At 56.1% G+C, this 18960-nt stretch carries 22 protein-coding genes and 1 pseudogene; 3 read left to right on the top strand and 20 right to left on the bottom strand.

All coding sequences use genetic code 11. The annotated features are described in order from the left end of the window. The first annotated feature begins 85 nt into the window (after positions 1-85). The gene (locus tag GA0061101_RS39615; protein ID WP_154660803.1) at positions 86-259 is read left to right on the top strand and encodes a ribonuclease H family protein; all 174 of its coding nucleotides are present in this window, start codon (positions 86-88) and stop codon (positions 257-259) included. A 492-nt stretch (positions 260-751) separates the two neighbouring features. On the opposite strand, the pseudogene GA0061101_RS31625 reads toward GA0061101_RS39615, so the two are convergent. From GA0061101_RS31625 to GA0061101_RS31610, 4 genes and pseudogenes are all read right to left on the bottom strand, one after another. Then, positions 752-962, bottom strand: a pseudogene (locus GA0061101_RS31625) (CsbD family protein). A gap of 250 nt (positions 963-1212) precedes the next feature. Next, on the bottom strand, positions 1213-1542 hold the full coding sequence (locus GA0061101_RS31620; protein WP_240535518.1) for a hypothetical protein: 330 nt from the start codon (positions 1540-1542) through the stop codon (positions 1213-1215). A gap of 425 nt (positions 1543-1967) precedes the next feature. Continuing rightward, positions 1968-2468, bottom strand: coding sequence for a hypothetical protein (locus tag GA0061101_RS31615; protein WP_240535519.1), 501 nt, complete (start codon positions 2466-2468; stop codon positions 1968-1970). Between the two features lie 51 nt (positions 2469-2519). Then, positions 2520-2819, bottom strand: coding sequence for a hypothetical protein (locus tag GA0061101_RS31610; protein WP_037136675.1), 300 nt, complete (start codon positions 2817-2819; stop codon positions 2520-2522). A 289-nt stretch (positions 2820-3108) separates the two neighbouring features. Here GA0061101_RS31610 and GA0061101_RS40810 point away from each other — a divergent pair, with 289 nt between their 5' ends. Next, positions 3109-3237 carry a hypothetical protein gene (locus GA0061101_RS40810; RefSeq protein WP_276307846.1) on the top strand — a complete coding sequence of 43 codons (129 nt, stop codon included), beginning with the start codon at positions 3109-3111 and terminating at the stop codon, positions 3235-3237. Positions 3238-3435: 198 nt separating this feature from the next. On the opposite strand, the gene GA0061101_RS31605 is transcribed toward GA0061101_RS40810, so the two are convergent. The 14 genes from GA0061101_RS31605 to GA0061101_RS31540 form a co-directional block, all read right to left on the bottom strand. Further along, a complete protein-coding gene (locus GA0061101_RS31605) occupies positions 3436-4317 on the bottom strand; it encodes an SIR2 family NAD-dependent protein deacylase (protein ID WP_004126018.1) in 882 nt (293 codons plus the stop codon). A 34-nt stretch (positions 4318-4351) separates the two neighbouring features. Further along, positions 4352-4564, bottom strand: a complete 213-nt coding sequence (gene nifT, locus GA0061101_RS31600; protein WP_004126022.1) for a putative nitrogen fixation protein NifT — start codon at positions 4562-4564, stop codon at positions 4352-4354. After that, positions 4561-4884 carry a nitrogen fixation protein NifZ gene (locus tag GA0061101_RS31595; protein WP_004126025.1) on the bottom strand — a complete coding sequence of 108 codons (324 nt, stop codon included), beginning with the start codon at positions 4882-4884 and terminating at the stop codon, positions 4561-4563. Before GA0061101_RS31595 ends, nifT begins: the two co-directional genes overlap by 4 nt. A gap of 93 nt (positions 4885-4977) precedes the next feature. After that, positions 4978-5172, bottom strand: a complete 195-nt coding sequence (locus tag GA0061101_RS31590; RefSeq protein WP_004126027.1) for a 4Fe-4S binding protein — start codon at positions 5170-5172, stop codon at positions 4978-4980. 34 nt (positions 5173-5206) lie between these two features. After that, complete coding sequence (nifB, locus tag GA0061101_RS31585; RefSeq protein WP_004126030.1) at positions 5207-6688, bottom strand: nitrogenase cofactor biosynthesis protein NifB; 1482 nt, start codon at positions 6686-6688, stop codon at positions 5207-5209. Between the two features lie 232 nt (positions 6689-6920). After that, positions 6921-8669, bottom strand: coding sequence for a nif-specific transcriptional activator NifA (gene nifA, locus GA0061101_RS31580; protein ID WP_004126033.1), 1749 nt, complete (start codon positions 8667-8669; stop codon positions 6921-6923). A 176-nt stretch (positions 8670-8845) separates the two neighbouring features. Then, a complete protein-coding gene (locus tag GA0061101_RS31575) occupies positions 8846-9145 on the bottom strand; it encodes a ferredoxin family protein (protein WP_004126035.1) in 300 nt (99 codons plus the stop codon). Between the two features lie 12 nt (positions 9146-9157). Beyond that, positions 9158-10462: an FAD-dependent oxidoreductase gene (locus GA0061101_RS31570; RefSeq protein WP_004126038.1), complete on the bottom strand. Its 1305-nt coding sequence runs from the start codon at positions 10460-10462 to the stop codon at positions 9158-9160. A 12-nt stretch (positions 10463-10474) separates the two neighbouring features. Continuing rightward, positions 10475-11587, bottom strand: a complete 1113-nt coding sequence (locus GA0061101_RS31565; protein ID WP_004126048.1) for an electron transfer flavoprotein subunit alpha/FixB family protein — start codon at positions 11585-11587, stop codon at positions 10475-10477. Between the two features lie 12 nt (positions 11588-11599). Further along, positions 11600-12451 (bottom strand): electron transfer flavoprotein subunit beta/FixA family protein, encoded by an 852-nt coding sequence (locus GA0061101_RS31560; protein ID WP_004126051.1) that lies wholly within the window; start codon positions 12449-12451, stop codon positions 11600-11602. Between the two features lie 181 nt (positions 12452-12632). Beyond that, a complete protein-coding gene (gene nifW, locus GA0061101_RS31555) occupies positions 12633-13016 on the bottom strand; it encodes a nitrogenase stabilizing/protective protein NifW (RefSeq protein WP_004126055.1) in 384 nt (127 codons plus the stop codon). Between the two features lie 195 nt (positions 13017-13211). Next, a complete protein-coding gene (gene nifS / locus GA0061101_RS31550; protein WP_004126059.1) occupies positions 13212-14438 on the bottom strand; it encodes a cysteine desulfurase NifS in 1227 nt (408 codons plus the stop codon). A 47-nt stretch (positions 14439-14485) separates the two neighbouring features. Continuing rightward, the gene (locus GA0061101_RS31545; RefSeq protein WP_004126062.1) at positions 14486-15127 is read right to left on the bottom strand and encodes an iron-sulfur cluster assembly scaffold protein; all 642 of its coding nucleotides are present in this window, start codon (positions 15125-15127) and stop codon (positions 14486-14488) included. A 25-nt stretch (positions 15128-15152) separates the two neighbouring features. Beyond that, the gene (locus GA0061101_RS31540; protein WP_004126065.1) at positions 15153-15473 is read right to left on the bottom strand and encodes an iron-sulfur cluster assembly accessory protein; all 321 of its coding nucleotides are present in this window, start codon (positions 15471-15473) and stop codon (positions 15153-15155) included. Between the two features lie 484 nt (positions 15474-15957). Here GA0061101_RS31540 and GA0061101_RS31535 point away from each other — a divergent pair, with 484 nt between their 5' ends. Continuing rightward, complete coding sequence (locus GA0061101_RS31535) at positions 15958-16614, top strand: nitrogen fixation protein NifQ (protein ID WP_004126068.1); 657 nt, start codon at positions 15958-15960, stop codon at positions 16612-16614. A 45-nt stretch (positions 16615-16659) separates the two neighbouring features. On the opposite strand, the gene rpoN is transcribed toward GA0061101_RS31535, so the two are convergent. Both rpoN and GA0061101_RS31525 read right to left on the bottom strand, forming a co-directional pair. Beyond that, positions 16660-18102 carry an RNA polymerase factor sigma-54 gene (gene rpoN, locus GA0061101_RS31530; RefSeq protein ID WP_004126070.1) on the bottom strand — a complete coding sequence of 481 codons (1443 nt, stop codon included), beginning with the start codon at positions 18100-18102 and terminating at the stop codon, positions 16660-16662. Positions 18103-18181: 79 nt separating this feature from the next. Next, positions 18182-18721: a peroxiredoxin gene (locus GA0061101_RS31525; RefSeq protein ID WP_004126073.1), complete on the bottom strand. Its 540-nt coding sequence runs from the start codon at positions 18719-18721 to the stop codon at positions 18182-18184. Positions 18722-18960 lie beyond the last annotated feature (239 nt).

The raw sequence follows: 18960 nt of genomic DNA, 5'->3' as shown, positions 1-18960 counted from the left end.
CATTCGGCGTGATGGGGCCTGCGAACCGAATCCTGGAAGCGGCGGTTAGGTCGTCGTCTACAAGGACGGCCGGGAAATCGCTGCATTGTCCGCAGGCTTCGGTGAGACCGCGAACAATGTCATCGAGCTTACCGGCATGCTGCACGCTACCCAATGGATCATCGATTATTTCAAGAAGGACGAGCCGGCAACGATCTGGCGTGACGCCATGTACGTCGTGAACGGATGCAATGAATGGCGTAACTCCTGGGAGAGATGATTTTGGAGCGCCTGATCGAGGCGATGGAGACGGATATCGCGTAGCCCGTAAGGGTCGGGCCGAAGGCATTCGGAAGCAGCATGCCGCAATACCTCCATTCCGCCGCGGAAAACTTCGCCCGTCGGCGCGAGGACATCATCAAGACCGGTGGCGCCAGAACCCGCGAGGATGAAGCCGCCCAACGCAGGCAAACCGACAAGTCTTTAAGGTTTGTTGTCATAGACCGCAGAGTGGCAGGTCACCGCCGATCTACAATACGGTCGATTATACAAGGAAATTTGTCGAGGAGTGCCTCCTCAAAGGGCGTATATCATTGATGACATTACCATGTTCTAATTCAACAGTCGGCCGTGCCCACGACCGTAATTGAAACGAGCACTTGATGGAAACTCTGCCCCTATCCCTATTCGGATAGGGGCTTTTTGTGGGTGTGCTTGGGCATTGCTGTACGAAATACCGTTGTCATGCAGTCCGATGGTACAACGCGGCCTGTTACTCCCAGGTCTGTCGATTGTACCAATCGTCGATGTCGCGCCGCGCCCGATCTTTTTCCAAGCCGTAGCGTTGTTCTTGGATCTTGCCTTCGAGCTGATCTCGGCGTCCGTCGATTAGATCCAAGGTCGTCATCCGTGAGCTGTCCCCACTGCTCTTTCACCTTGCCCTTGATCTGCTTCCAATTTCCTTCAACTCTATTCCCATCCATGATGTTCTCATCGTAAGGGTTGTCCCTGCAGCGGTAATGTAGATCGGCTATCTTTGTTCGCCAAATAGTTGGAGGGGCCGCCGCGCGAAGCTGGGCAAAGCGAGCGCGCGGAAGCTGGGGTTAGGCCTCCGCTTTTTTTCAAGCATGCAGAAGTGGAATCAAGCCCTGAACGATAGATTCTGCCAATGCTTCCTATCGCTTCGCTATCTGGAAATTTCATAATCAAGGGCTTCTTGCCCCAATCGTCCGACTACGGATCAATGGCAAAGTATTTTACCAAGAAGGGGTTCGCTAAAAGTGGCCATGCACCAGCAAGTCTGGCGAGGTGGCGTTCGTCATGAATGCCTTGCTTATAAAGAGTGACAACGATTGGTGCCAGTCGCTGGGCTTCATTTACATCTTTCATTAGGTTCAATCTTGAGAAAATCTGCTCGAAAGCAAGCTGACAAATCTCTAGGTCACGCAGACCAAAGATTGCCTCATGGTTTCGAATATATTGGGAAAACGTCGAACCATCCTCATCATGCCGCTCCGCCGGGCTGGATACCGGTGACCCCATCTCGGGAGAATCCGAAACCATCCGCTGCTCTCCGATCGTGCATGAGTATACAACGCACGTTTACACTCCAGGCAACATTCTCGCAACCTGAGGCATCATTTCTTTGAGCATCTTCTCGGCGCCGCCACTTTACTGCTGAGCGGGCGTTTTCGCGGGCGGCGTTGTGGTGGTCGGCTGTGTCGTTGTCGTCTGGGCTGGGGCGTTGGGATTTGTCGTGCTGGTGTGGGGCCAGAAAGCCCAGGCGAGAGCTGCGACTACAATAATCCCGAGAATGACAACCCATGGCATCCAAGGTTGGCGACGTACCGGTGTCGTTCTGAGATCTGGGGCACGCTTGTTGATGTCGTTGCTCATCTGAGTACTCCTCTGGGACGTAACCTTTAGCTGCAGCAAAGGTTCCTGACCACGAGGCGTTGCGGTGAAGTTGCGCTAATATTGCGCGCAGTTCATTGGGTTGGTTGATGTCCGTGATCGGATTCATCTCGCAAGTATTTGGCATCGTATAAGAATGGAAGAAGCCGAGCCGTTCCGGGCACAATCTTGGACTCGTCGGCGTCGACCTCGAGGCGAGCTGTCCATCTAATCATGTGGTTGTTGTCGGTCGGGTCCAACGTCGGAAACTTGAGGCGACGGCTTTGATCAGTTGTGACCACATCAATGGTATAGCTATCGTCTTCAAGGTATCGATCTGAGATGATCTCCACATGGAACCGGCCACCTTCCGTCCTGGCATCGCCCTCGTAGCCACATCGCTGGATGCAACCTGGCAAATCACCCCTGACTGTGAATGAGATCAATGTGCCGTCCACCAGGTTGGTTATCCCGTTAAAAGACGGTGGATTTCCTTTGCTCATGGTTATCGCGAGCGTCAGATCGTTGTCGCTGGCCGCAAAGGCAGAAGGGACCATGATGAGCGACAGTGCGGCAACGACGACGGCGTGATGCATAGCAATCCCCCAATTACCGCAATGATTATCGGGAATGATCTAAGAGTCGAGTCAACTATGCGTGCGAGCGTGGCGCCCTGTGAACGGCTCAAATTCATCGTCGCCGTGCAGATATTCCAGCTCATGGTCAATGTGGTCGATCGCCCAACAGAGCGCCTCGATCTCGCTTCTCAGGTGCTCGGCCAAGTCCCCGGTGATACTGGCGATATCGGCCGCCGGCAGGGACGCCCTGCTGTTGATAATCTTGATCTCGTCAGCTTCAAGACCGGCAAGGTGGTGCTTCGCCCGCTCGATCTGGAACAACAGCTTGCCGCGGTGATCCAGTAGGTATTCTCTCGTCTCGTCGATCATTTGGGCGTCTCCGAGGGATGTGGCTGTAGCCTTATATGCTTCGAGACCGTGTTCGGTAATCCAAAAATATTCGATATTGTCGATACAATCTCTGGGGACGAAACCGCGGGCCTCCAGACGGCTAACGATATCGTCGCCGCACCCATAAAAGCCCACGCAAGGCGGGCCCGGAAAGGTGGAATGATGGAGGTGATTTAGGAGATGCCGGCCGTGTGACGCGCTGACATCATCTTTGATGCGACAAGGCTAAAATGCCTGATAGGATTTGAGCTTAATCGTGGAGGGGACCATGAAATCAGCGGCAAACGACAAAGAAAATCTGCCGCCCGTCGAGCAGGAGTGGGCCAGCGCCATGCTAGTCATTGCATGGCCGTTTGGGGTTTTTGCCATTGCGCTTTGCTGTAAGTTCTTCGTGTAGCGATTAAGCCCCCGCCTGACCTAACGCTCGGGCCTGGCCAAGACGGTTGTCGGGATGTTGATTTTGGGGATTCTAGCCGTCGTCCCAACAATGATGGTGCAGTCTCTCGTGCCCATAAATCACGCTCTTCGTCACTCGCTCTCAGTTTGAGCAAGCGATCGGTGCCGCTGCGAAGCGCTCCCTGGCTCACGCTTGCGGCTATGCCGGATTGACAAGAGCAGCCGCAACTTCACCAATCGGCAGGTCAATCAGGGTGATGCCGCATTCCGTGCAGAAGCGGCGTTCGTTCTTGGTCATGGTTTTGGCATCAATCACAGCGAAGTGTGGGCCGTTGGAGCGCTTCATGATCTGGCGGGCAAAGATGCGCAACATCTGATCGTCGAAGCGGCAGCCCAGAAAGAAAAAGCCGCGGTTGGTGCGCCGTGCTTTGACGGCTTCGGGGATCGGCGTCTGGATATCGATCTCTGTCAGAACTTCGACATAGTCCGCATCTGACACGAGAAAATTAGCAGCGGGCCGAACGCTTCCATGAGGCGTATACAACACCGTTTTTGCTGCCGGACCGGGCCTGAGTTCCTTTCCGGACAAATCGTAGGTTCTCGTCCATATATCGCGGTTCTCATTTGCCCGCGTAACGCCTTGTATCTCGACCACGTCTGTTCGGCCATTCGCCACGAGAGCCGCGCGCATCGTCCCGTCGTACCAGCTGTCGATGATGAGCGAGAGTGGCAGCGTTGCAAGCCAGGCATGGAGGCCGGTCAGCGGCGCGGATGAGGCGAATATCTCCGCCATCCAGGCTTGAAGCGTCCGACGATGCCTGCGCTGCTCGATAAACTGTGCGACCGACCACATGTTGCTGCGTATCTTGGAAGGTGCTGTCGCCCGTGTGTTAAGAGCTGCTGCAACGCCTTCTGGACCATCAGGTACAGGCGGTGCCGCCGAACTTTGCCGGAGAAGCCCGGGACCGAGATATGGGATTATTGCGTCTGCGGCGAGCGCTTCCTTCAGCAAATAAAGTTGCTTTTCGGCGTAATCGCCCCGGCAGACCAAAAGATGATCGGATTTAGGAAGCACGGGCATGCCGCTGTCGCTTTTTGTCGTTCGTTAGCAGCGTTTAGTCCTCCTCAGATATCTTCTTTGCCTCGACCGTAATGGGCAGGCGCGTGTCCTTTGGCAGATCGGGCAGGGCTAGCCTCCATCCATTCCTAAGCAGCACGCAGCCGCCCCATAGATTTTCATTTTCCATAGCAATGATCGGCTCTTCGAGATCCTTCTTGGAAACATATGCCGATAAGCCGGTTCCGGTTCTGCGGATCATCACTTTCACGGGGCTATTCCTTCCCTGGCGCTGGTAGTCGTTTCGGCAATGCTTGCTGCGGCTTTGTCGAGGCTCGTCAGTTCACGCGCGCGCATGCCGACGATGGTGCCGCGATCCACCCATTCGACCGCATAGATATAGAACTGCTGGAGAAAGGTGCCGATGTCGCGCACATAACCCTCATCGCCCTTTCGCACCAGGTTTTCGCCAACGTCTTTGCCGGGATAGGTGCCGTCATTCTTTATGTGGCGCGTGGCACGAACCCGCTCGCCTGGTAGAAATTGCGGTGAACAGCCGATTTCCACTTCTTGTTCGCGTCCTATGCCCACGGTGGTGCCTCACTTTCTTGAGACTGCTCGGCTTAACCGCGGAGGTCAAACCTTTGGACGAGATATTGCCTTCGGCGGCCAGCGAACAGGCGATCAGGCTGGAACGCAGGTCTTCGGTACCGGACATACCGATGCGCATTGCTGCGTCTCGAAAGCTCCCTCGCATTCTGTGCACTTCTTCGGATCGATCACGTAGTTCTCGCCCTTCAGTTCTATCGCACCTGATGGACATTCGAACTCGCAGGCTCCGCACTGGGTGCATTGGGATGCGATGATCTTGAAGGCCATTTTCAACTCCTGAGGAGGTTAAACTAAAAAAAATTCACGCCGTCCCTGTCAGCAGGTCGACTCCAAACTCGGTGGCATAAACCATGCTGATGGCGGTTTCGATGTACTCATAGGTATAAGAGTCCACTGCTCGAATGCCCGCGTCCGCCAACCGCTTTTTAGGGCAATCTCCGATCTTTGCGCAGAGCACGATGTCGATCCCCTCGAGCGCAACTATCACACCGTCGAGTGTAGCGTCGTCACCCCAACCGCCGCGGCAATATTGCTCGACCTTGCGATGCCCCACGAAGGCGATTCCTCTCGGAGAGGCTTCATAAATCTGGAACTCTTTCGCATGGCCGAAATGTTCGTTTATGCGGCCGCCGCCCTTGGTCGCCACCGCGACGTGAAGCGACCCGTCGGGGCCGGCTGCTTTGACCATTTCGATCGCCTCGCTCTTGGCTGCTGCGTGATTGCCTCTCTCCCGCGCCACTACTTCCCGGTATGCCTCGCGATTGCGCTCGTCGTACGAGACTGCATCGGGAATGTGGTCGAGCGTGAATTCTTTGCCACGATCCTCGCCGAGCAGACCGACGGCATCGGCCCGGCATTGCCGACAATGACGCATCAGCTTGGCGCCTTTTTCGAGACGACCTTGAAGCGCCTTCAATTCGATTGCCCGCGGAGCGCGCTGTCCGGTCAGGCCATAGTAAGTGCCGTGCGCTGGGTCCGAAATCAGGGGCATCACATTATGCAAGAACGCGCCGCGCTCTTTCACCCATCTGTTCACCTCGATCAGGTGCTCGTCATTGACCCCGGGTATCATGACCGAATTGACCTTGACGAGGATGCCCCGCGCCGCCAGCATTTCCAAACCCAACATCTGTCGCTTGTGCAGGATTTCGGCGGCTTCGATGCCGGTGTAGCGCCGGTGATTGTAAAAGACCCAGGGATATATCTTTGCGCCGATTTGCGGGTCGACCATGTTGATTGTGATGGTCACGTGATCGACATTCATGCGTGCAAGCTCATCGACATGATCTGGCAATGCTAGCCCGTTGGTGGAGATACACAGCTTGACGTCGGGAATTTCCGCGGCAACTTTTTCGAAGGTCGCCTTGGTTCTCCTCCAGTCGTAACAGGCATCGCCCGGACCGGCGATTCCGACGACCGAAAGCTGCGGCACTTCGTTGGCGACCGAAATAACTTTGCGCAGCGCCTGCTCTGGCGTCAGCTTTTCCGAGACGACACCGGGCCGGCTTTCGTTTGCGCAGTCATATTTCCGATTGCAGTAGTTGCACTGGATATTGCAAGCCGGTGCGACGGCGACGTGCATGCGCGCGAAATAGTGGTGTGCTTCTTCCGAGTAGCAGGGATGATCCTTTATCTTCTCCCATGTCGCTGGATCCATGTCATCCGGTTTTGCGGTTGAGCCGCAGGATGAGGATTTGCAGCTGTCGGACTTCGCATTGGTCAGCCTATTGTCGGACGTTTTGGCGCTGGCCGAGCGATCAAGCGAAATCATCGATGCGGTCATCTAGCAATTCCGTTGCTGGTGAAGATTGCAGTTCAAACTGCAAGACCTATGCCAGGGCCCGGGATTGTCTTATGTCCGGCGTTTTAGTGTTTCGCGTTGGATTGCATACACTTGCTCCCGCACGATTTCGTTCGTTCATGACAATCGGCACATGGATCTCGTCGCGAATGCGACGCGCCTCTGTCACGTAGAGTGCCGAGAGCGCATTTCCGACCTGACGAACGACATAGGCTTAGAACTTTTTCATCTCGATATTGTGCCGGCGCAGAGCATAGCCGACCTGACGGGGCGTGAGGCCGAGCATACGAGCCGCTTTGGCCTGAACCCATCCGACTTTCTCCATTGCCTCGATCAGCCGGTCCCGCTCTGTGAGGCGCGGTGATAGGGCTGGGCAAGCCGGACCATTGGGGTCGCAGGCCTTGAAGGGCGCTACCTCGGGATGCGAGACGCTGCCTGGTTGGGTAGAGAGCGGCGATACTGCCGGCGTTGTTCCACCCCGAGTGAGCTCATCGATAGGCTTACCCTCGCGGCCGCCGCCGTCGCCTTTCCAAAGACGAGCCGAAAGACATTGGTTGTTCTGGCACGCAAAATCCGAGGGAACGATCGTCTTCGAGCGCGCCAACGTCGCCGTCCTACGCACGCAATTTTCCAGCTCGCGGACGTTCCCAGGAAAATAGCATTGCGAAATCAGGTCTAGCGCCTGCGCCGTGAAGGCGTGCTCGCGATTGTTCTCCCGGTTGAAACGGTCGAGAAAGACTTTTGAAAGGCGCGAAATGTCTCCGGGCCGCTCTCTGAGTGGTGGCAAGACGATCGGCACGACATTGATGCGATAGTAAAGGTCGGCTCTGAACTCGCCATTTGCAACAGCCGCCTCGAGGTCCTTGTTGGTTGCGCATACGAGTCTGATGTCGACTTTGAGGGTCTTGGTTCCGCCAACCCGCTCCAGCTCGCCTTCCTGCAGCACGCGCAAAAGCTTGGCTTGAAAGGCAGGCGAAATTTCGCCAATTTCATCAAGGAGCAGCGTTCCGCCATTTGCCAATTCGAAACGCCCCGCGCGCTGCGATACAGCACCGGTGAAAGCGCCCTTTTCATGTCCGAAGAGTTCCGATTCCAGGACACCTTCAGGCAGTGCGGCGCAGTTCAATTTGACAAAAGACTTCTTGCGGCGAGGGGAAAGCTCATGAATGGCCTGTGCGAAAAATTCCTTGCCAGTGCCGCTTTCACCCCGCAGAAGCACTGTGGTATTCGTCATAGCCACCGCAGAGACGATTTCCAACACCCGCCTGACTGCAGGGCTTTCTCCGACGATCCAGTCGACTTTGGCTCTTGAGTTTTGGCTCGGATCATTCCGTCCCCCTTCGGCGGATTTCCGGTGCAGCTGGATGATTTGCGGACCGGACGTGCTCAGGGCTCGGTGGAACGCGATCGTCTGGCCGATAAGATCGGCGACCATGGTAAGGAAGCGAATATCCTCGTTGTGACGCAGTTCAGTGGCGCTGTCCCTGAAGCGGTCGATCCATAACGTCCCGACCAGTTTGTGCGCAGCCCTCAAAGGAACCCCGATAAATGTGATGGGGATCGTGTCGCTGCTCAAAGACGGCTGAGGGTCAGCCCGAAAAAGTTCGGATTTACTGGTCTCCCTTATCACCAGCGGCTGTCCGGTCGTCACGATCTGATCCATTGCAGCCGGTGGGATGGTGTGGCGTGCGCCGGATTGACGAGAATCGGCGACGCCGGCCGACGCGGTAATTTCCGGCTCCCCTTCGCTCGCCCATATAACGATTGCCCCATGACGCATTCGCAAAAACGTGGGGAGGATATTGGCGACCTTGACAAGCGTGATCTCCAGCGGGGCAGCGGCCGTTAGGAGCTTCGATATTTCGTAGATCCCGCTGCAGGAGATTCCGACTTCAGGCGTTTTGCTGGATACCCCGGGCAAAGGTCCAACTTCATCGACGCAATCGCGTAGAATGCGGGTCATTTTCAACACCCCTAGCTGTGTAGAATGCCCCCATTCCAACCACTGTTTGTGCTTATTTGTATAAGCGGAAACTCTAATGGTAGTTTCTGAAATTGCAAGCTGGTTCCTGTCAAAATTGATGCAGCGCCTGGCTGTGACGACATAATGTGTTTTTCAAAAGTTTAACAATAAATTGTTCACCCGAACTTGAAGAGAACACCAAAGCCGCCTCGTGGATAGTTCCACGTGATGTCCCCACTTGCCTCACACAGCACCCTGCATGTGCCGCACTCCATGCAGCCGTCGGCGGCAATCTCCACTTGGCCTTTGTCATTCAGTTCATAGCATTTTGCCGGGCAGATGCGTGTTAGCGCCAAAAGGTTTGCACTCGGATGCTCGTGCGGCCGCACCTTAATGTGCGGGCGTCCCTGATCAACCAGATAGCGATTCTGGAAAAGCTTGTCCTCAACACGCAACTTCGTCACTGCAACGGTCATCCTATTTCTCCTTCAACGCCAAGCCAATGCCAGACGCACCGCGTCGCTGACCAGCCCCCAGCGCGAACGCGCCTTTATGAAAGCGGCCGTTGTCGCCCTTTCATTTTCGATCTTCGGCGTACCATCGACACGCATGAAATTTTTCGAAGCTTCAGACATCAACTTCGGGTATGTCATGAAGAAATTGCGGGAATTGGTATGAAGTAGGGCCGGCATGTCTTTGTATTTCCTAAGATCTTTAATGACAAAGGAATCGTCCAGCATCGTCTTGTATAGTGCGAGGTTTCTTTTGGTCATTCGACCTCCGCGGCTCTTGACCTCGAAAATAGCCTCCCCGGCGATGCGACCTGACGTCATGGCGAGATTGGAACCTTCGCGGTGAACGGCATTGTTGAGCTGTGCTGCGTCGCCGACAACGACCCAGCCATCGCCGAAGAGCGCGGGAATTGCCTTGTACCCACCTTCGGGAATGAGATGAGCTGCATATTCCTTGACTTCCGAATCCGCGATCAGATGTTTGATCGACGGATGGTTCTTGAACGCTTCGAGCAACTCGTAAGGGCTTTCGCACGTTGCGGCGAAGTCGGAGACGAGGCAACCGATGCCAAGAGAGATCGACTCCTTATTGGTATAAAGGAAGGCGAGCCCGGCCATGCCGCGGGAGATGGTGCCGGCCGCCTCGATCACACAACCCTCGTTGCCATGAAGACCGAAGCGCTGATCGATCACGTCTTCTGGCAGAAAATGTATTTCCTTGACAGCGAGAGCCACGCTCTCCGAAGTCGGCGTCTGACGCAAACCGGCCCGGGCGCCGAGCAACCCATTGGCGCCTTCCGCAAGAACGACCGTGTCCGCAAGTATGACATCGCCAGTACGGTCAGTGCGCACGCCGATCACCTTGCCCCCTTCCTGGGCAAGTTCTGTCGCCGTCGTCTCGCAAAGGACTGTCGCTCCCGCCTCACGCACCTTACGCGAAAACCAACGGTCGAACTGAGCGCGAATGATTGTATAGCGCTCTGGCGTCGACTCGTTGAAATCATCCGATCGGTATTGGATCCCAACGTGGGATGTGTCATCCATCATCCAGAAGCGCTGCTCGACGAGATGCCGCTCAAGAGGCGCATCATCTCGAAAATTCGGGATGATTTTCTCCAGCATGTTCGCGTACATGATTGCGCCCTGGACGTTCTTTGAGCCCGGATACTCGCCACGCTCCAATTGCAGGACTTTCAAGCCACGGCTCGCCATGGTGTAAGCAGCCGCATTCCCGGCCATGCCCGCGCCAATCACGATGGCGTCAAACTTTTCCCCGCTCATAACCCGTGCCCCCTAATTCGCAAGCTTATCGCGACTGTGCGGCGACAGCCGTTGGGTGAAAACATCAGTGAGGGCCGGCAAGAAGCGGATCGCATCCGTCACGACGCCAACGTGGGCGAAGTCGAAAATCGGCGCGTTCGGATCGGTGTTGATCGCCACAATGAGATCAGCGCCCTCGACGCCAACCCGGTGCTGAATGGCGCCGGAAATCCCGGCCGCTATATAGAGCTTCGGCCGGATAGTCTTACCCGTTTGCCCGATCTGCCGATCAGCCGGCATCCAGCCTTTCTGGACCAGCGGCCGTGAACAGCCGTATTCGGCTCCAATTACCCGCGCGAGATTCTTCGCCAGCTTCAGGTTCTCCGATGTTCCAAGACCGAGGCCGCCGCCCACCACCACATCGGCATAGGCGAGATTGGAATTTGTCGATTGCACGTCGGAAATGAACCCGAGGACTTTGGTGACGATCTCCTCCTCGACCATCAGGACCCCATGCTGAATGACGCAGCCGATAGGCTTGTTCGTGCGCTGCGGCATCGCCATGACCCTTGGCCGCACTGTCGCCATCTGCGGTCTGCAGTTGAGCGTGTAGATTGTGCATAGTAGAGAGCCGCCGAAAGTCGGCCGCGTTGCGGCAAGCGAACCGTCCGCATCCACATCGAGTTCGGTGCAGTCCGCGGTGAGCCCCGTCAACAAGGTCGTCGCCACGGAACCGGCAAGGTCGCGACCAAGCGTCGTCGCACCGAGAAGCAGGATCTCGGGTTGGTAAGTGGCGACGAGATTTGTCAGAGCTTTGGTGAAGGGCTCGTTCCTATAGTCTTCGAGCAGGGGGTTCTCCACCAGATACGCAACGTCGGCGCCATAGGCAAACGCCTCTGCGATGGCCAGCTGCGTGGCGTCCCCCGGAGGTCCGAGCACGACACCTGCGAGTTTGACGCCAAGCTTGTCCGCCAGCTTGCGGCCTTCTCCCAGCAGTTCGAAGGAGACGGGATGGACATTTCCGCGCTCCACTTCGATGAAGACCCAAACATGGCGGTAGTCTTTGAAATGATCGGGCAGTTCTTTCTTCATTCCCGCGCGGCCGACGGCTGGGCGCGGTATTTCTTGATTTGCGGTCAACGTCATGGCTCCTTGCCGTTATGCGCTGGCGTCGAAGGCGAGTTCGTGTTCGAGCGCCGGCTGACGGGCGAAGATTTCGACAATCAACTCATCAGCAAGATCGCCGAGCGCCTTATCGGTGGTGGTGATTTGCTCTGCCTTTTCCGTCCTTACTGTCGGGGCAAAGACGCGTTTGACGACCGTCGGCGAACCACGCAGTCCACACTTGCTGAGGTCCTCGATGCCGGCGTCGCCCGCGCTCCATTTTACGATCTGACTGCGTGCGGCACGTAGCGCGTCATCAAGCGAGCCGCGGCGGATTTCGTTGGTGCCTTCCAGCATAGTGATGAGGCAGGGAAGCCTGCCATGCAGCATCTGGGTACCGCCTTCCGAACGGCGGTCGACCTTAATTTCGCGTGCATCAAGATCGAGGGAGCAAATCTTCGAAACGTAAGTGAGTTGCAGGAGGTCGAGGCGCTTAGCAATGCCCGGCCCGACTTGGGCAGTGTCGCCGTCGATGGTCTGCTTGCCCGTGAAAACGATGTCGGGGGCGCCGAAGGTCTCGCCGATTTTTGCAATCGCCTGCGACAAAGCAAAGGAAGTCGCCAGGGTATCGGATCCCGCAAAATAGCGGTCGGTCAACAATACCGCCCGATCCGCACCGTAAGTGAGCGCCTTGCGCAACGAATCCTCTGCCATGGGCGGCCCCATCGTGAGCACGGTGACCTCGCCGCCATGCACGTCACGCAACCGCAGTGCTTCTTCAAGGGCGAATAGATCGTAAGGATTTATGATGGTCGGCACACCCTGGCGCATGATCGTGTTCGTTACAGGATGGACGCGAATCTGTGCGGAGTCCGGCACCTGCTTGATACAGACTACGACGTGCATGTGGTCTCCTAGCTGCTGTTAAATGGCGGGTTTGGCGCTTCGTGTCCTCTAAAGCACTATCTGTGCCAAGGTTTTTGAATGTGGCATCCCTTTGAAATTTCAATGATTTATGCTGAGGTGCCGACACTGGACTCGCCATTGTCGGCTTCGCGACATCGTTCAAGCCGGAACCATGTCGCATTCACTCCCTGCCGAAACGCTTCAAGATAGAATCGAATGGCACGAACGTGTGACCCGGTTGGGCAGGCTTGGCCGGATTGTGATCGTTGAGCACCTTGAAGACCCGGTGCGCAAGTGGCGAGGACGTCGCAAAATCTTCGTAGGCGCGTTCAAGCATGGCGCGTGCTCTGGCAGCAATCACCTGTTCCGGGAGATCGGCGAAATCCTCTTCGGCGAGGTATTGTCCCATCCGCTTCATGATGTGAAGCCGCGAGACGTCAAGCACCTTCGGATCATAGGCGACGTCAAGCAGCGCGAAAAACTCCTCCGCGGCAGACAGATTTTTCAACCGCGCGAGGATTTCGGCCGTATCGCTGGTTCGACTGGCGTTGCAAAAACTGTTCATAACATTCTCCCCGTTTGGAACGATGCTCTGTGGTGCTCCGGTGCGATGACCCGCGGTCGCGAAAGCCCCGCAGGAAAAGTGCTCGCTCTTACGGCTACAAGTGGCTTTGCCAGTCCGAGCTCTTCTGCCTCGCAACAGCGACGAACATCGCCTGGTTCCGTCAAGCCAGATCGAGTCTTCAGAAAGTGAACCGCTTCATGAGGTGTTTCCGTCCGTCTCCGTAGGCTTCATAAAAGCCAAAGGTCTTCGCCGCTTTGCCGGCGTCGGCTTAAACGAAGAACCATCTCGTAAACTGCCGACGATTCCGGGTAAGACATCGAGCACGCGATCTATATCCTCCTCGCAATTATCACGCGACAGGGAGAAGCGAATGACCCCGTGGCTCGAGATATCGGGAATGTTCATCGCGGTCAGGACATGGCTCGGCTGCGGCGACTGAGAAGTGCAAGCCGAGCCGGAAGAACAGGCGATGCCATAGCGGTCGAGGAGAAGCAGTAAGCCATCACCGTCGACTTGGTCGAAGGCGATGTTGGAGGTGTTCGGCAACCGCTTTTGCTTATCGCCGGTGACGAACGCATCTGGGATGCGCTGCAGAAGCCCTCTTTCCAGGCGATCTCGCAGCGATCTTACTCGTCCGTTCTCTTCCTTCATGAAGCTCGACGCAAGTTCAGCGGCCTTGCCGAGCCCGACGATGCCAGCGGTATTTTCCGTGCCGGCGCGCCGGTCGCGCTCCTGATGTCCCCCCTTGATCATCGGATCGAAGCGCACGCCGCGCTTTACCCAAAGCGCACCAATCCCTTTGGGTCCGTGCAGCTTGTGGCCCGAGAGCGACAACATGTCGATCGCACTCGATTTCAGGTCCATCGGCAGCTTGCCGACCGCCTGCACTGCGTCTGTATGGAAAAAAGCGCCAACTTCCTTGGCCAACTTAGCGAGGTCAGCGACAGGAAAAATCGCGCCCGTTTCATTGTTTGCCCACATGATCGAGACGAGTGCAACATGTGGGGTGAGGGCAGCCCGGTATGTGCGCAGGTCGAGGCGACCATGCCGATCGACTGGAATCCTGTGCACCTTTATGCCACGCGTCCTCTCAAGGTGCGCGCAGAGCGTTAGCACGGCCGGATGCTCGACTGCGGACGTCACGATCTGTGTGCGATCGGGCATGATTTCGAGCGCTGACAGGATCGCTGCATTATCGCTTTCCGTGCCGCCGGAGGTAAAGACGATCTCATGCTCGAACTCTGCACCGATCAAAGCTTGCAATCGTTTGCGCGCGGTCATTATCGCGGCACTTGCCGAGGCACCAAAACTGTGACTGGACGAAGGATTGGCAAATTGATCAGTAAAGAACGGCAACATCGCTTGTACGACTTCAGGATCAACTCGCGTCGTTGCATTGTTGTCGAGATAGACAGATCTCATGGAAGCGATCCTCAGTTGGCGGAGTGACCTCGGGTAGGCTCCGTCGTTCACTGCTCGGGCAAGAACAATCGCCGCAGCGTTCGATTGGTCGAATTGGCTGCAGGAACGTTATCTGGCAATTTCAGGCTCCGGTGAACTTTGTTCAGGCGAGCTCCAAGCATCCTCGATCCGCGGCGACATGCCGCCGAAAAACCCCGTCGGTTACAAAGATATTTCTTGGACCTCGAGTACGCTGCCTTCCTTTGTGCCTGCCGACAAACTCGTCTCTGACCTAACGAGGCCTTCAATGAACAGCGCCGCAGGGACCGTAACAGTCGCTTCTTCGACAGCTGTGAAGCATGTGACCGGATCGCGCGACTTTGCGCCACACATGAGGCAAACGGCGACGGCGAGGTGGATGGCGGCCGGTCGACAACATACGTTAAGTCGCAATTGATGTTTCGAATGGCTTCATAGGCGCTCTTGCCCACAATAAATTCGATGAACTCGGACGAGCAGGCGATCGCGAAACGGGTTCGGAGCGACTGCAGTGTTGCGGCACTGATCGCTTCCGTCGGCCGATCGAATCCCATCATTAATTCAACCGCATCCCCAGATGCGACCTTGTTTTCAGATTTGGCTGTTTGCAGAATGCGGGCGCCCTTGTGATCGCAAAATGATGTCTTGAGCTTGCCGCGATACTTCCGCATGACTTTTCACACCAACCCCGGATGGTCAGGCAAAGGACTTGCCACAAGCGCACATCTCTGCCGCGTTGGGGTTGTCGAAGACAAATCCTGAGGACTCCAGCCGTGTAACGAAGTCCACCGTCATGCCGTTGACGTGTGGTTGAGAGCCTACGTCCACGAACAGTGTAATCCCGCCTGTTTCGATGATCGCATCGCCCTCGCGTGGGCCGCTCTCCGGTCCCATCAGGTATTTGAGCCCGGCGCAGCCGCCGGTCTCGACCGCGATGCGCAGGCCTTCGGCCGGCTCGTCCGCTCGGCTGAGCGCAATCTTCATGGCGGCAACGGCGTTCTCTGTGAGCGTGATCATAAATATGGTTCTCATTGGTCGTCGGGAAATTTGCAAATGACCTTGCATGTGCCGTGCCAAAGAGAAAAGCATTGAGCAGGCGTCGGATCTTCCGCTGGCAATATGCATGCGCATGCCCGACAATGCCCGACATCACTGAACGTCCAACATCAAAAAGGAGCAGTCACCCGTGATTTGGGGACGCCCGCCAAAGACATCACTGCGCCATTTTCACGCCGTTGCCGTCATCGTAGCTGGGAAAAGGTTTGTAGCAGGCGCACCGGGAAAGGCCCTGGGTACCAACAACGATTGTCTGGTTTGTCGATTAGCCGACATTTTGCGTTGGCCAATCTGTATTTGCACGCTCATCACGTTGTTGAGAAACTCCCGGAGAGTTGTGCCGACGCTGTTTATCGCCAGGCTGGCATAATTTTTGAAGCTTTCTCGTCATGGCCGCTATAGCTGCAGGCGACCTTGATCAATGAAACGAAGGAGCAAAAGCGCCGTGTCAGATCAGCATCAATTCCAGATCTTAAAGGGAAAGAGCATCAGTCCCAGGATACTAATGTCTGATCGGTGGCGACATTCACAGTCATCCAATGCCAGGCTATGGCTGCGAATGGGCTTGGAGATAGACTTTGACGACTATGTACTTACCTGTGTCTTTTCGCGAGCGCTTCAGGAGATTGAAGCTGGCCAGGCGTCGGCGACCGAGGCGACCGGGCTTTCTCGCGCCGAGCTGCGGGACATCCTGACACGAAGTTTTCATGCCAAGCTCATCGACGCCTTTTTTCCGGAAGAGGCGAGCGATCCAGAGCTCGGCACGGAGGAAGAGCTCCTGCGTGACTTGCTACTTTCGCATGCCCGTCCAAACGATCCATTCAGCGCCCGGTTTGCTAAAATCATTGCCCGCCGTGCCCTGCGCGACGACCATCTATGGCAGGACCTTGGTCTATTTGACCGAGCCGAGCTTGGTCGGTTGTTTGCCATGCATTTTCCGACGCTAGCGGCAGGCAATACCAACAATATGAGGTGGAAGAAGTACCTTTACCGCAAGCTCTGCGAGGCTGAAGGTTTCTCGCTCTGCGCCGCTCCCAGCTGTCAGGAATGCAGTGATTTTAACGCGTGCTTCGGCCCCGAAACGGATGAAGCCCGTCGTTAAGTCGCTTTCGCGAGCAGTGCAAGATCGTCAGCGCTTGGTCGGCGCCTATACAAATCCCGCACGGATCTCTCGACGACGTTGAACGGAAGAGGGGATATTCATTGCTTCCCGGTATTTTGCGACGGTGCGGCGCGCAATATCGATCCCGCTTTCCCGAAGTTGGGCGACCATATTGTCGTCGGAGAGCACACTGTCCTCCGTTTCCGCGGCGATCATTGCCCTGATGCGATGGCGGATCGCTTCGGCCGAGTGTGCCTCGCCGCCTTCCGAGGATGCAATCGCGACCGTGAAAAAATACTTCAGTTCGAACACGCCGCGAGGGGTGAGCATGTATTTGTTCGAAGTCACACGGCTCACCGTCGACTCATGCATCTCGATCGCGTCGGCGACAGTCTTAAGATTGAGAGGCCGAAGATAGGCAGTGCCGCGTTCCAGAAAGACATCCTGCTGGCGGACGATTTCAGTTGCTACCTTAAGGATCGTCTTGGCCCGCTGATCGAGGCTGCGAACCAACCAGTTCGCGTTCTGGAAGCATTCGTTGAGGAATGCCTGATCACCGGTATCATGCGCGGTCAGACGAGAGACTTCGGCAAAATAGGTTTGGTTGATGAGCACCTTGGGCAACATCTCGGGATTGAGTTCGATCTGCCACCCGCCTGCGGTCGAGGGCAGAACTCGAACGTCCGGTATGATGGCCTCCGGCCGTCCCGATTGGAACCGGTTTCCGGGCCTCGGATCGAGTGTCCGGATCTCATGCAACATGTCGAGAAGGTCGTCGTCGTCGACACCGCAGCGCCGCTTCAATGCGCGAAAGTCACGTTGTGCAACCAACTCAAGATTTGCGACCAGCGCTTCCATAGCAGGGTCGAACCGATCTTGCTGCCGTAACTGTATCTCGAGGCATTCCCTAAGAGTTCGTGCAAAGATTCCAGGTGGATCGAAATCCTGCAAGGTCGCGAGGACTCGCTCGACGTCAGCCTCGTGGACACCCAGCCTTGCCGCCAGCTCTGATAGGTGCACCTGAAGATATCCAGTGCTTTCCAGATGATTGGCAAGCGCACCGGCAATCAGCCGATCTCGTGAGCTGAATGCTGTGAGGGCGATCTGCCGGGCGACATCGTCGTGCAATGTTTCAGTAGAAGCAGCAAACTCCTCGAAGCCCGGCGGGTGCTCTGACGACGCGTTGGCGGAACTTCGAATTGATTTCCATTCTCCAAGTGGCTCGGGAGCCTCGAGCCTTGTCGGCGCATCAACCTTGCCATCGTGTGTGGCACTATCGGGCCTGTTCTCCGAGGTCGAGACGACATCGTCAGAGGCGATGCCGTCACTTGAAGCCAGTTCTAGAAACGGGTTCTTCTCCAATTCCTGCTCGATGAACTGATGCAGTTCGCCATGCGCCAGTTGCAGCAAGCGAATAGATTGGATGAGCTGAGGCGTAATAACCAGCGATTGCTTTTGGCGCTGGAGAAGGTTTGCTAAATACTGCATCCTAAGAGAGAAACCCCTATCGATCTTGGTACTTCGTCGCGCGAATTTTTCATTTTATGAGGCTTCAGTCCTCCGGTGGTTATGCTGCGGCCGTGGCCTTCAGCGTTTCCAGGACGTTTTGCGGCGATGAAATGCCGTAGGGATCGGTTTGACAGTTGTCCGAGAAGCCTTCTTCCTCAAACCACTGCTCTACCACGCCGTTATCGACCAGCGCCGCGTAGCGCCAGGAGCGCATTCCGAAACCGAGATTGTGCTTGGCAACGAGCATGCCCATCTTGCGAGTAAATTCTCCCGACCCGTCAGGGATGAGCTTGACGTTGAGAAGCCCTACGGACTTGCCCCAGGCGTTCATGACGAATGCATCGTTTACGGAGAGACAGTAAATCTCATCGATGCCCTTCTTTTGAAACTCCCCATAAAGCCTTTCGAAATCCGGTAGCTGTTGGTTGGTGCAGGTGGGGGTGAAGGCGCCTGGCAGCGAAAACAAGATGACGCGCTTGCCGCGGAAATAGTCGTCGGATGTCTTGTCTTTCCACCGATAAGGGTTCGGCCCTGGTAGGGCCTCATCGCGAACACGCGTCCGGAATGTGACGAAGGGAACCTTCTTTTTGATGTTCATCTAACTGTTCCTCATACCGACAATTGACGCGATGTTTGGCGATTGCGGCTGCATATCCGATCTCGGTCGATATATATTGATCAAGCAAGCGCCATGCCATTTGCCTTAAATGCAGAAAATCATTGTACTGCCGGAAGGAGCCTGGGTTTGAGTAGGAGCGCCTCCGACAAGGGCGCTGACCCAACCTTCTCACCTCGAATGACCTCCGCCGCGGTGACATCGGTTGGGTCGCTTGTTAT

The organism is Martinezella lusitana, from assembly GCF_900094565.1.
In the GTDB taxonomy this organism is placed as follows: domain Bacteria; phylum Pseudomonadota; class Alphaproteobacteria; order Rhizobiales; family Rhizobiaceae; genus Rhizobium; species Rhizobium lusitanum.
Note: the sequence above shows the minus strand (reverse complement) of the source record. Positions and strands in the feature narration are given on the sequence as shown.